We start from the raw sequence: 14,504 nt of genomic DNA, 5'->3' as shown, positions 1-14,504 counted from the left end.
AAAAAGAAGTGTCAAACTGCAAAACGATTTCCGTATGTAACCAGAAAGGCGGAGTCGGAAAGACCACCACAACAGTTAATCTTGGAGTCGGGCTTGCAATGCAGGGCAAGAAAGTATTGCTCATAGACGCAGACCCGCAGGGAGATTTAACGACTTGTCTTGGTTGGCAGGATACAGACGGCTTGGGTATCACGCTTGCAACGAAACTCACAGATGTAATCAATGAAACGATGACAGACCCTATGGTTGGTATCCTGCACCACGAAGAAGGTGTTGACCTTGTTCCGGCAAACCTTGAGCTTTCAGCAATGGAATTTAACCTTGTGAACGCAATGAGCAGAGAAACTACCCTTAAAAATTATCTGAGTCAAGTGAAGAACAGATATGATTATGTAATTATAGACTGTATGCCTTCACTTGGTATGGTTACTCTCAATGCTTTATCGGCGGCAGACAGTGTTATCATTCCGGTTCAGGCTCAGTATTTGCCTGCAAAGGGTATGACACAGCTTGTGCAGACCATTTCAAAAGTAAAGAAGTATATCAATCCGGATATTAAGATAGACGGTATGCTGCTTACTTTGGTGGATAGCCGAACAAACCTTGCAAAGAGTACGGTAGAAGCACTCAGGGCGAATTTCGGTAATCAGATAAGAATGTATCGAACACAAATCCCGATTGCCGTGAAAGCTGCTGAAACTTCTTCCAAAGGCAAAAGCATTTATGCTTATGAGCCAAACAGCACAGTGTCTAAGGCATACGCTGAATTTACAAAGGAGGTGTTAGCCGATGGCAGGAAGAAAGAGCGACTTCACTCTCACGAAGCTCGATGATTTATTTACCACGCAGGCACAGAGAGATGAAGAACAGCTTTCAAAAATCCGAGATATTCCATTGGAGCTGATTGATGATTTTCCCGACCACCCGTTTAAGGTCAGGGACGATGAAGATATGATGCAGCTTGTGGAGAGTGTCAAGGAAAGAGGGGTTATTACTCCGGCAACGGTAAGGCAGAAAGAGGACGGCAGATACGAACTTGTTTCAGGACACAGACGAAAGCGAGCGCGTGAACTGGCAGGATTTGAAACCCTGAGAAGTGAGATTGTAGACCTGAACAGAGATGAAGCGACCATTTTAATGGTTGAAAGTAATTTCCAGAGGTCAGAGATATTGCCGAGTGAAAAAGCCTTTGCCTATAAAATGCGTTTGGAAGCAATGAAAAGGCAAGCAGGCAGACCGAGCAAAGAAAATGGAGTCCCAGTGGGACACAATTCTATTGTGGGTAAATCAAGAGAGATTTTAGCTTCTGAGAGTCAGGACAGTAACACACAAATACAGCGTTATGTCCGCCTGACAAACCTTGTTCCCGAGCTGCTTGAATTTGTTGATGAGGGGCGTATTAAAATGCGTCCTGCCGTAGAACTTTCCTATCTTGACGAAGATTGTCAGCGTGATGTGGTTGACGAAATCGACCTGAATGACGCTACCCCGTCACACGACCAGACAATCCGTATGCGAAAGTTATTCAACGAGGGCAACCTTACAACAGAAGCAATCCACGCTGTTATGTCTGAGGAAAAGCCGAACCAAAAGGAAAAAATCGTGTTGAGGGGCGACAGAGTAAGACAGCTTATCCCGAAAAACATTCCCGTCAGTCAGACGGAGGATTTTGTCTGCAAGGCATTGGAGCATTACAACAAGTTTTTGCGTAACCGTGCAGAGCGTGACAGCAGATAGCCTGTTTTACAGTTCCCCTTTCTCACACTCTAACCCCTTAGTTATACTTTTACCTACCGAAAATGATATATACTATCTCACTTGAATATAACTATCTCAAAGTATATGTCTATCTCTAAGGGGGAATCGCACAGTATGAACAGACTGGAGGTGTATGCTAAAATGAAAAATTAACGAAAAATCCGCATTTGTTTTTCGGCAGGTAAATCTTGTCGTAAGAGAAAATCCACAAAGGCACATCGTAGAAATACGGTGTGTTTTTCAATTTTTACAGGAGGAAACGCAATGATAAAGTCAAAATTCAAAAGAGTCACGTCGCTTTTCTTGGCGACCCTTATGTGTGTGACCACTTTTGCAGGCATTGGCTCGACAACAGCATATGCTGCTTCGGGAGAAAAAGCCGATGTTTATATGGTCGATTTCCCTCGTGATGGCGATGCTAATTACGATGGGGTATGGGGACACAGCAATTTGACCTTGAAAAATGGTTGGCATACCGGACGTTCCAATTTTACCAATCTTAAGGCTATTGGCTCATACTCAGGTAATGTTGCTTATTGTATTGAGCCGGGAATTTCGCTCAAGGTCGGTCAGACAATGAATAAGTATGACGAAAATTATTTTAATAACCTTGCAGCCAATGGGGTTATTTCCGGAGATGAAATCCGTCTTTTCGTTGGTCGTATTTTACAGTATGGCTATCGTGGGACAATCTCGACTTCTTGGAGGTCACAGAATGAAGCGGCAGCAAACAGCATTGCACAGGCTTATGCCACACAGCTTCTTATTTGGGAAACTGTTATCGGAGAGCGTGATGCAAACTTCAATCATGTAGCAGCCAGTGGTTGCAGCAATGTGAAAGATGTCATCAATGCAAAGCATCCGCTTCGCAATAAGATTTTCAGTTATTACAACAGTATGGTGCAGAGTGTACAGAACCATGCGACCATACCGAGCTTTTGTAATAAATCATCCGGTTCAGCAAAGACAATAGAACTTGAGTGGAACGGAAGTAAGTACACAACTACTCTGACAGACTCCAATAATGTGCTGTCCAAATATAATTTCAAAGCAAGTATCAGTGGAGTGAGCTTTTCAGTGAATGGTAACAAACTTACTGTTTCTATGGATACTGCACCGAGTAAGGAATTTACCATTACCGCAACGAAGAAAAATGCAGTCCGCAGAGGTGTGGTTGTATGGTCAGAGGGTAAACACGGTCAGAACTCCAGTGTGCAGGATGTTGTCAGCTATGCTCAGGAAGTAAGCGACAGTATCAACGGTTATGTGAAGATGAAAGTCAGCTATGGTTCTTGTCAGATTGTAAAGACCAGTGAGGACGGAAAAGTTGACGGTATTAACTTCACGATTACTGGAAACGGTATCAATCAGACAGTTACAACAGCCAATGGCGGTAAGTTCCAGATTGATAACCTTATGCCGGGTATCTATACCGTAACCGAGCAGACATACGATAAGTATGAGCCGCAGGAAACACATAGAGTTACTGTTGTGGCAGGGCAGGTTGCAAAGGTCAATTTCAATAACAAATTGAAGCGTGGCGACCTTCAGGTGGTGAAGTCCTCAGAAGATAACCTTGTTGAAGGTGTGAAGTTCCATCTTTTCGGTACTTCTCTTTCCGGTGATGCTGTTGACCAGTATGCAGTTACGGACAAAGACGGTGTGGCAACTTTCAAAGATGTGCTTATCAGTGGTTCTGAACCATATACCCTTGAAGAAGTAGACACAGCTATCCGTTATGTTGTGCCAAAAAATCAGACTGCACCAGTGAAGTGGAAAGAAGTAACCACAAGAAACTTCAATAACATTTTGAAGAAGTTTACTGTAACAGTAACAAAGAGTGACGCTGAAAAAGGCGAAGCACAGGGTAATGCCAAACTTTCAGGAGCAGTTTACGGTATCTATAAGGGCGAAACGCTTGTAGATGAATATGTTACTGATGAAAATGGTCAGTTCACTACCAAAGAATATGTTTGTGATACCGACTGGACAATCCGAGAAATTACACCGTCAGAGGGATATTTGCTTGATAAGACTATCCATGAAGTAGGTGCAGACCCGAAACTTTATGAGGTGGAACACAACCTTACTTCCAATGATGTAACCGAGCAGGTAATCAAAGGCAATGTGGCTATCATCAAACATACCGATGACGGAGAAACAAAGATTGAAACACCTGAAAAGGGTGCTTCCTTTGAGATTTATCTGAAATCTGCCGGAAGCTATGACGCAGCAAATAAAGATGAGAGAGATACCATTGTTTGCGATGAAAATGGCTTCGGTCAGACAAAAGATATGCCGTATGGTATTTATACCGTACACCAGACTTCCGGTTGGGAAGGCAGAGAGATGATGGATGATTTTGATGTGTTTATTTCACAGAACGCACAGACTTATCGTTATCTCATCAATAACCGTAACTTCGAGAGCTTTGTCAATGTAGTCAAGGTGGACGCAGAAAGCGGAAAGAGTATTCCGTATGCAGGAGCAGGATTTAAGATTTACGACCCGCAGGGCAATCAGGTCAAAATGACCTTTACTTATCCGACACCGACCACGATTGATGTGTTCTATACCGACGCAAATGGTTCTCTTGTCACACCTGAGAAACTGGATTACGGCAAGGGATATTCTATCGTAGAGGTACAAGCTCCATACGGATATGTACTTGATGATACTCCGGTATATTTTGATATTACCGAAGAAAATTCCACAGAGGAAGGCGGCGTAACTGTTGTGAAAGTCAATAAACCGAATATGGCACAGAAAGGTACTATCACGGTTGAAAAGACCGGAGAAGTATTTAGTGGTGTCAATGTAAGTGGTTCTGAGGACAGTGATGTTATCTATCAGCCTGTTTATGAAGTGTCAGGACTTGAGGGTGCAGTTTATGAAGTCCGTGCTGCGGAAGATATTAGCACACCGGACGGTACACTCCGCTATTCAAAGGGCGAAGTGGTAGATACTATCACAACAAGCTCCGATGGATTTGTTAAGAGCAAAGAACTTTATCTCGGAAAATACGAGGTCAAGGAAATTACCGCACCTTATGGAATGGTAGTGAGTGGCGAAACACATACGGTTGAGCTTACTTATGCAGGTCAGAATATCTCTGTTACCGAAACTTCCACATCGTTCTATAACGAAAGACAGAAAGTGCAGGTAAGCCTTGCAAAAGCCATTGAAAAGGATAAGACATTTGATATTGGCGATAACGGAGAAATCAAAAACATCAGCTTTGGTCTTTATGCCGCAGAAGATATTGTATCTGCAAGCGGTACAGTTATTCCGGCTGATGGACTGATTGAGATTGTCAGCGTAAATGAAAATGGAACAGTTGTTATGAAGTCAGACCTTCCGTTTGGCAAATACTATGTCAAAGAGACTGCAACCGATGAGCATTATATTCTCTCTGATACGAAGTATCCGGTTGTATTTGAATACGCAGGTCAGGATACCGCAACGGTTGAAATCAAAGTGAATGACGGAAAAGAAATCAAGAATGAACTTATCTATGGTTCTGTATCAGGTAAGAAGATTGACGAGAATGGAGAAGCACTTGAGGGTGCTGTTATCGGTATCTTCAAAGCCGAAGAAACAGAATTTACAAAGGATACTGCACTTATGACGACTACCTCTGAAAAAGACGGTAGTTTTTCTTTTGCAAAAGTTCCTTATGGCAAATGGATTGTAAGAGAAATCGAGCAGCCAAAGGGATTTGTTCTTGATGAAAAAGCGTATGAGGTCAATATCAGCAAAGCCGAGCAGGTAGTTGAAATTGAGATTGTCAATGAGTATGTTCACGGCAATATCAGACTCACGAAGGTGGACGCTGAATATCCGGATAACAAGCTTACGGGTGCAACCTTTGAGGTATATAAGGACACCAATGAGAACGGAAAGATTGATGATGGAGATGAACTTATCGGAAATCTTGAAGAAACTGAAACCGGAATTTATGAGATGAAAGAGCTGCTTTACGGAAAATATATTGTCCGTGAAACAAAAGCACCGGAGGGCTTCCTGCTTGATAAGGGAGAATACTCTGTTTTCATTGAGAAAGACGAAACAACTTATTCCGTTGAGAATAAGGCTGGAGTTGGATTTATCAATGAAGCTATGCGTGGAACACTGAAAATCGTCAAGACATCTTCAGACGGTAAGGTCAAAGGTTTTGCGTTCAGAGTAACCGGAGCAAACGGGTATGATATGACATTTGAAACAGATAAGAATGGCGAAATCGTGATTGAGGGACTTCGTATTGGCGAATATACCATATCAGAAGTGGCAAACAATGCATCTGCCGCATATATCACACCTGCCGACCAGAATGTTACTATCAAACTTGATGAAACAGCCGTTGTAAAAATGCACAATGAGTTAAGAGATACGCCGAAAACAGGAGATGATACCAATATGAAACTTTGGTATGTCCTTGCCGGACTTTCTGCTGTCGGTATCGCTGTAACTTCTGTTGTTGCACACAAAAAGAAGAAAAAGGAGAGTAACGAGTAATGGAAGCAAAGACAATTATCGCTATCGCATTAGTTGCCGTTATTGTCGGTGGCTTTATCTTTCTTCAGGTTAAAAACCGTAAGAAGTAAGTAACAAGCGAACATTAACCAGTCGGGGCAGAGCGTAAAAACTCTGTCCCTTTAATTTTTGGAGGAACATTATGAAACAACAGAAAACGGTGGAGAGCCGAGTGCTTGAAATCTTAAAGGAATGCCCGATGTCGAGGTATGATGATATGCTTCTTATTTTGCATTATTACAATCGGTACGGATATATACCTGCCGGAAATCTTCCGCTTGAGGATATTGTATTTAATTACCGAGCATACGGACTTCCTTGTTTTGAAACCATACGCAGGGCAAGGCAGAGAGTACAGTCCCTTTTTCCTGAGTATTCACGTAATCCGCAGAAAGAAGAACAGAGCGGGAGTATTTCTATTGTAATCAACATTAACTAAGGAGGTATTTTCGTGAAAGACAAAGCAACTTTTCAGAATAAGGTCAAGGTGCTGAATAAACTCTTTGACTCCGGTTGTGATACGGAGAAAAAGTTGCAGCAGCTTGATATGGAAGCAATCCTGAAAATCCCGAATATCACGATTCCTGATATGGGTGTGATTATGGAGCTTCAGAAGAATACAAAGTCCGGTAAACTCTTTTCGTATTTGGGCGGCGGTTCTGATGAAGCAACAAAAATGAGAGGTAAGGAAAATGAAGCAACAGGAGAATAGAGCAGAGCCGCAGGAAAAGCAAATTCGATTTATAGACAGTCATTACAACTTAAAATTCTATATTCCCGATGGTGGAATAATCAGGATTACTTTTCGTGATGGACACACAGCAGACAGAGTGTGCAAGTATATTGATGACTACCATTTGTACGTCGGGAATTGCTGCTATCATATATGCGAGTTTGCTGAAAAAATGGAGCTTAATGGAAGCAAAGTTGAACCTATCAATCAATCCGAACCGTCAAAAAACAAGACCAGAAACAGAGAAAAACAGCGATAAGGAGGTGCAAGAGTAATGGCACGAAAATATGACCTTATTTCTGAGCTTTACAACCGCACCTGCAAAACGGTTGTGTCAAATCCTCAGAACTGGCAGGCATTCTTAGCTTCGGCTTGCCGAAATTATAAGTTACGTTATGACGAACAGCTTCTTGTATATGCACAGCGACCTGATGCAACAGCGGTTCTTGAGATAGAGCAGTGGAACAAAATTTTTGGCAGATGGGTCAACCGAGGTGCAAGAGGTATTGCTGTTTTTGCTGATGAAAACCGTTCACGGCAAAGACTGACACATTACTTTGACATTTCAGATACTCACGAAAGCAGATATTCAAGAACAGTCCCGATTTGGGATATGCGTCAGGAATACGAAGCTGATGTGATTGAAACATTGGAAAGCACTTTCGGAGAGATTGAGAATAAGAGCAGTCTTGCCGAAGCAATTATGGAAGCAGCAAGAAATGCGGCAGAGGATAATATCCCTGATTATCTGCAAGACCTTTACTATGCAACCGAGGGCAGTTCATTTGAGGAAGTGGAAGAGGATATTGTGGCTTCCATTTATAAAAATGTTGTAGCAAACAGTGTGGCATATATGATGATGTCAAGGCTTGGCATCGATACGGATGGTTATTTTGAACTTGATGATTTCAGAGATGTTACCAATTTCAATACGCAGGAAACACTCAATGCACTTGGATTTGCTACCAGTGATATTGCAGAAATGGGATTGATGGAAATATCTAAAACAATTACTGCACTCAACCGTCAAAATCGCATAATTGTCGGTCAGGACAGAAATGAATACAATAAGGTTGAAAATAACGACGAAAGGAGTTTGGACAATGAACGAACTGACCTACACGATGGTGGGCGATTACAGCCTTCCAAACCTGAAACTTCCACAGCAGCCGGAAGTGACTTTGGGCAGATACGCTCAGATGAGGAGAGAGTTTCTGAAGGAACATCACAGAGTCCTTTACTACAATCTCCTGACGAGGGGCGAACTGACACAGCACTTGGCGGAAGTGGAACAGAGAGCCAGCAAGATGGAGGAAACAATCCTGAGCCAGATGGCACAGAAAGAGGGAGTGACCGAACAGATGAAAGCGGAGGATATGATGAAATGGGTTCGTCTGATGAACTCCCTTCGCAGCTCGGCACAGGAAATCGTGAAAGCGGAAGTGATATTCGCTTAGAGTATTACGACAGAACACACGAGGATAAAAGCCTTCCGTTCTTTGGACGTGATGAAGTAATCAATGAAATTCTCAGAACGACACCACATTTGTCGGCTAGTCTGGAAGAAATCAAAGATTATTATGAACGTAATCCTGATAACAAAGACCGCACAGAGTATATAAAGAGTATTTTCAATAATGATTATACTGAACTTACTTTAGAGGACGGCAGGATAGTAGGGTACAAGACCTTTGAAAACGTTCTGCATTTGTGGGAGGGCAAATACGACAGCAGAACCGCACAGAGCTTTTATGATTGGGCTGTTATTGCCCGACATTTTGAAGCTATGCGATTACTGGGAGAATTAAGTGACAGCATAAAACCATTACCGTCAATGAACGGTCAGATGACATTCATATTAGACGGTCGGGCAGAGGAAAAGAAAACCTCTGCCTTTACTTTTTCTCAGGAGATTATCGATGCTGTTCTTGCGAATGGAAGCGGATTTTCTGAGGGAAAAATGCGTATCTATGAACAGTTTGAAAAAAGCCTTTCTGCAAAAGAAAATGCCGACTTCTTGAAAAATGAATACGGTTGGGGCGGTTCTTATCCTGTCATAATCGGAGCAGGCATTGATGAGAGCCATGATGGAAAAGGTATTACGATTACGAAAGGCATCGGTAAAGAGAAGCCACATATCACGCTTTCGTGGTCGCAGGTGGAGAAGCGTATCGGGGAACTTATCCGAATGGACAGATACTTAAACCCAAAGGAAAAAGAACACTATCCTCAGTGGCTTGAAAGTCAAGAGGAACGCAGAGCCAAAATCGAGGAAACGAAAAGAAATCGTGAGATACTCTCTAATGCACCACCGGAGCAGGAGGTCAAACCAGCCGAAAAAGAACCTGAAGAAGCAGAACAGCTGCAAGATGTGAAATATGAATATCATCTTGGCGATAAGGTGTATATCGGTGCTTCTGAGTACGAAATCTTATCTGTTGATGATGAGAGAGTAATGCTCTATGACTATGATGTGCCACTGTTTAATAAGGAATTTTCACGCACAGAGTTTGATAGAAAAGTGCGAGAGAATCCGATGAATGAGCATTTGATTGTAAAGGAAGAACCTGCCGAAGAAAGAAATGAAAAAGAGCCTGAGCCGGTAGTTCCCGCTTGGGAGCAGAAGAAAAAAGTCAAAGGCTTTGACTTGCATCCTGATGTGCCTATGGCAGACCGTCACACCTTTAATCTTAGAGAAAATGAGGTTGAAACGGTTGGTAAAAAGGAACGCTTCCGCAGAAATATTATGGCAATACAGCTTCTCAAAAAATGTCAGCAAGAAAACAGATTTGCCACGCCTGAAGAACAGATTGTTTTATCAAAGTATGTCGGTTGGGGTGGGCTTTCAGAAGCCTTTGATGAAAATAATTCAGCGTGGGCAACGGAATATCTGGAACTTTCTTCGGTATTAACACCGGAGGAATATGCTTCGGCAAGAGAAAGCACATTGACTGCGTTCTACACGCCGCCTGAAGTTATCACAGCTATTTATAAGGCAATGGAGCAGATGGGCTTTAAGGAAGGCAACTTGTTAGAGCCGTCCTGCGGTATCGGTAATTTCATCGGTATGCTGCCGGACGCAATGCAGAACAGTAAGATTTACGGTGTGGAACTTGATACGATTTCCGCAGGGATTGCACAGCAGCTTTACCAGAAAACAACCATTGCGGCAGAGGGATTTGAAGAAACCAATCTGCCGGACAGCTTCTTTGATGGAGTTGTCGGAAATGTACCTTTTGGAGATTTTAAGGTATCGGATAAAAGGTATGACAAGCATAAGTTCCTGATACACGATTACTTTTTTGCCAAGTCCCTTGATAAGTTAAGACCCGGCGGTGTAATGGCTCTTGTAACGAGCAAAGGCACAATGGATAAGGAAAACTCGGCGGTACGAAAATATATTGCACAGAGGGCAGAGCTTCTTGGAGCAATCCGATTGCCGAATAACACCTTTAAGGGTAATGCAGGAACGGAAGTCGTTTCAGATATTCTTATCCTACAAAAGCGTGACAGACTGATAGATATTGAGCCGGATTGGGTTCATCTTGATACCGATGAGAACGGAATTAAGATGAACTCTTATTTTGTGCAGCACCCTGAAATGATACTCGGAGAAATGAAAATGGTATCAGGGCGTTTTGGTATGGAAGCAACTTGTGTGCCATATGAAAACGCAGACCTTGCAGCACAGCTTGATGAAGCAGTAGCAAACATTCACGGAGAAATCACGGAATATGAAACCGAGGAAGAACTGGAGGAGGAAGATAATTCTATTCCGGCAGACCCGACAGTGAGAAACTTTTCCTATACGGTGGTGGACGATAAAATCTATTATCGTGAAAATTCCCGTATGACTCCGGTGGAAGTGTCGGCAACCGCAGAGAACCGAATTAAGGGTATGATTGCTATTAGAAATTCCGTCAGAACGCTGATTGAATTGCAGACAGAAGATTACCCTGACAGCGAAATCAAAGCGGAGCAGGAGCGATTAAACAGACTTTATGATACCTTTTCAGGTAAGTACGGACTCATTAACAACCGTGCAAATACTTCTGCTTTCTCGCAGGACAGTTCATTCTCTTTGCTTTCCGCATTGGAGATAATCGGAGAGGACGGAGAACTGGAGCGTAAGGCTGATATGTTTTCTAAGAGGACAATTAAACCGCATACTCCGGTTACTTCTGTTGATACGGCAAGCGAAGCATTGGCGGTATCTCTTGGAGAAAAAGCCACGATTGATATGGACTATATGATGGAGCTTTCCGGTAAATCGGAGAATGAAATCTTTGAGGACTTAAAGGGTGTTATCTTCTTAAACCCGCTTTATGAGTATGGAAATTCTTACGAGCCGAAGTATCTGATGGCTGATGAATACCTTTCGGGTAATGTCAGGGAAAAGCTGAGGATTGCAAAGAACTCGGCAGAACTCTATCCGGAAGATTATAAGGTCAATGTGGAAGCACTTCAAAAGGTGCAGCCGAAAGACCTGACTGCAAGTGAAATTTCCGTGCGACTTGGTGCAACTTGGCTGCCGCCGGACGATGTGCAGGAGTTTATCTTTCATTTGCTTGAAACACCACGCTATGCACAATGGAATATCAAAGTTCACTTCTCTCCATTTACGAGTGAGTGGAATATTGAGGGCAAATCTTACGACAAAGGAAATGTAAGGGCATATAACACTTACGGAACTTCCCGCATCAATGCCTATAAGATTATCGAGGAAACACTGAACTTAAAAGATGTGCGTATCTTTGATTATATCGAAGATGATGAGGGAAAGAAAAAGGCTGTCCTGAATAAAAAGGAAACAGCGATTGCTCAGTCGAAGCAGGAAATGATTAAGCAGGAATTTCAGGACTGGATATGGTCTGACCCTGAACGAAGGGAAAGGCTTTGCAAATCCTACAATGAGAAATTCAATAGCGTCAGACCTCGTGAGTATGATGGAAGTCATATCATCTTCAATGGTATGAACCCTGAAATTGAACTCAGGGAACATCAGAAAAATGCGGTTGCCCATATCCTTTACGGAGGAAATACGCTTCTTGCACACGCAGTCGGAGCAGGAAAAACTTTTGAAATGGTAGCGGCAGCACAGGAGTCGAAAAGGCTTGGACTTTGTAACAAGTCACTGTTTGTTGTACCAAATCACTTGACCGAACAATGGGCGGCTGAGTATTTGCAGCTCTATCCGGCGGCGAATATCCTTGTCGCAACAAAGAAAGATTTTGAAACCAAGAATCGTAAAAAGTTCTGCGGCAGGATTGCAACCGGAGATTATGACGCCGTTATTATCGGACATTCACAGTTTGAGAAAATCCCGATGTCCATTGAAAGACAGAGGGCAATCTTAGAACAGCAGCTTAAGGAGATAACTGGAGGAATTGCAGAACTCAAGCGAAACCGAGGGGAAAACTTCTCCATAAAGCAGCTTGAAAAGTCAAAGAAATCTATCAAGCAGAAACTTGATAAACTCAATGACCAGACGAAAAAAGATGATGTTGTAACCTTTGAGGAACTTGGTGTAGACAGGCTTTTTGTTGATGAAAGCCATTATTACAAGAACCTTTATCTTTATACAAAAATGCGTAATGTGGGCGGTATCGCACAGACGGAAGCACAGAAATCTTCCGACCTCTTTATGAAGTGTCGTTACCTTGACGAGATTACCGGAGGTCGAGGAACCGTATTCGCAACGGGTACACCTATCTCAAACAGCATGGTGGAACTCTATACGATACAGCGATATTTGCAGTACAGCACGCTTGTGAAAAATGGGTTGCAGCACTTTGACGCCTGGGCTTCCACTTTCGGAGAAACCATTACGGCAGTGGAACTTACACCGGAAGGAACAGGATACAGAGCAAAGACAAGGTTCGCAAAATTCTATAACCTGCCTGAACTAATGGCGATGTTCAAGGAGATAGCGGACATTAAGACAGCGGATATGTTGAACCTGCCAGTACCGGAAGCAAAGTACCATAGCATTGCAGTAAAGCCGTCAGAAATGCAGAAAGAAATGGTTGCTTCCCTTGCAGAGAGAGCCGAGCAGGTGCGTGGCGGCGGTGTGGATTCAAGCGTAGATAATATGCTGAAAATCACGAATGACGGAAGAAAACTGGCTCTTGACCAGCGTATGCTAAACGATATGCTGCCTGATTTTGAGGGCAGTAAAATCAATGCCTGCGTCGATAACATCTATCGGATATGGAAAGAAAATGCCGACAAGAAATCAGCACAGCTTGTGTTTTGTGACCTTTCCACGCCGAAGAATGATGGCACATTTTCCGTCTATAACGACATCAGAAAGAAGCTGATTGAGAGAGGTATTCCTGAAAGTGAAGTGAAGTTCATACACGAAGCCGACACGGATATGAAGAAAAAAGAACTGTTCCAAAAGACCCGCAAGGGAGAAGTCAGAGTGCTTCTCGGCTCTACTCAGAAGATGGGAGCAGGAACGAATGTGCAAGACAAACTTATCGCACTTCACGACGTGGATTGTCCGTGGCGACCTTCAGATTTGGAGCAGCGTTCCGGTAGAATTGTCCGTCAGGGCAATGAAAATCCGCAGGTAGATATTTACCGTTATGTAACAGAGCAGACATTTGATGCATACCTCTATCAGCTTGTGGAAGGTAAGCAGAAGTTCGCAAGTCAGATTATGACGAGCAAATCTCCGGTCAGGTCGGCAGAGGATATTGATGAAACAGCACTGTCCTATGCGGAGATAAAAATGCTTGCAACAGGCAATCCGTATATCAAAGAAAAGATGGACTTAGACATTCAGGTGCAGAAGCTAAAGATGTTAAAATCCAATTTTTTATCGGAGAAATATGGACTAGAGGATAAGGTCATCAAGTTCTACCCACAACAGATTGCTTACTTAAAATCCCGTGTAGAGGGACTTACAAAAGATGTTGAAACAGCAAAATTACACCCGAAACCGATAGACGAGCAGCCGCTTGGAATGACGGTATCGGGTGTTTCTTATTCCGAAAAAGCCGAAGCAGGTCAGGCAATCATCAATACCTGCAAGTCAATGAACAGTCCTGATGCGATACCACTTGGCGAGTACCGTGGCTTTCAAATGGAACTGTATTTTGATACGGTGCAGCGTAATTATGTTGTGAAATTGAAAGGCGAAACGAGCAGAGATGTACCGCTTGGCGATGATGCTCACGGTAATATCGTGAGAATAGATAACGGCATAGAACGCTTTGAGGAAGCACTTGCTGATACGAAAAACAGCCTTGAAAATACGGAGAAGCAGTTTGAAACAGCGAAGCAGGAAATCGAAAAGCCGTTTGCAAAGGAGGAAGAATTGAGGGCAAAAACTGCCCGACTTGATGAGCTGAATATCCTGCTCAATATGGATAAAAAGGAAAATGAGATTGTCGGCGGAGAGCCTGATGAGGGCGAAGCAGTCGGCGGCAGAAAGGAGAAATCGTATGAGAGATAAACAGGAAGGCGGTGGTCG

The 14,504-nt window shown here is 43.0% G+C and carries 7 protein-coding genes; all 7 read left to right on the top strand.

Annotation, left to right across the window (positions count from 1 at the left end; genetic code table 11):
* Nucleotides 1-8: 8 nt before the first annotated feature.
* The 7 genes from INP51_RS15285 (at nt 9) to INP51_RS15255 (ending at nt 14,486) form a co-directional block, all read left to right on the top strand.
* Nucleotides 9-833 carry a ParA family protein gene (locus tag INP51_RS15285; protein WP_054754259.1) on the top strand — a complete coding sequence of 275 codons (825 nt, stop codon included), beginning with the start codon at nt 9-11 and terminating at the stop codon, nt 831-833.
* Nucleotides 790-1,737, top strand: coding sequence for a ParB/RepB/Spo0J family partition protein (locus tag INP51_RS15280; protein ID WP_132380994.1), 948 nt, complete (start codon nt 790-792; stop codon nt 1,735-1,737). The genes INP51_RS15285 and INP51_RS15280 overlap by 44 nt, the downstream gene beginning before the upstream one ends.
* Before the next feature lie 285 nt (nt 1,738-2,022).
* Nucleotides 2,023-6,273 (top strand): SpaA isopeptide-forming pilin-related protein, encoded by a 4,251-nt coding sequence (locus INP51_RS15275; RefSeq protein ID WP_193735607.1) that lies wholly within the window; start codon nt 2,023-2,025, stop codon nt 6,271-6,273.
* A 160-nt stretch (nt 6,274-6,433) separates the two neighbouring features.
* Complete coding sequence (locus INP51_RS15270; RefSeq protein WP_044682078.1) at nt 6,434-6,730, top strand: hypothetical protein; 297 nt, start codon at nt 6,434-6,436, stop codon at nt 6,728-6,730.
* A 12-nt stretch (nt 6,731-6,742) separates the two neighbouring features.
* Entirely contained in the window at nt 6,743-7,003 is a 261-nt protein-coding gene (locus INP51_RS15265; protein ID WP_023920501.1) for a hypothetical protein, read from the top strand.
* Nucleotides 6,984-7,283 carry a hypothetical protein gene (locus INP51_RS15260; RefSeq protein ID WP_132380998.1) on the top strand — a complete coding sequence of 100 codons (300 nt, stop codon included), beginning with the start codon at nt 6,984-6,986 and terminating at the stop codon, nt 7,281-7,283. Before INP51_RS15265 ends, INP51_RS15260 begins: the two co-directional genes overlap by 20 nt.
* Before the next feature lie 15 nt (nt 7,284-7,298).
* A complete protein-coding gene (locus tag INP51_RS15255; RefSeq protein ID WP_193735606.1) occupies nt 7,299-14,486 on the top strand; it encodes an N-6 DNA methylase in 7,188 nt (2,395 codons plus the stop codon).
* The last annotated feature ends 18 nt before the right edge of the window (nt 14,487-14,504 follow it).

It is taken from the genome of Blautia liquoris (assembly GCF_015159595.1).
GTDB lineage: Bacteria > Bacillota > Clostridia > Lachnospirales > Lachnospiraceae > Novisyntrophococcus > Novisyntrophococcus liquoris.
The sequence above is the reverse complement of the archived record's forward strand: the minus strand, read 5'-3'. Positions and strand labels throughout refer to the sequence as shown.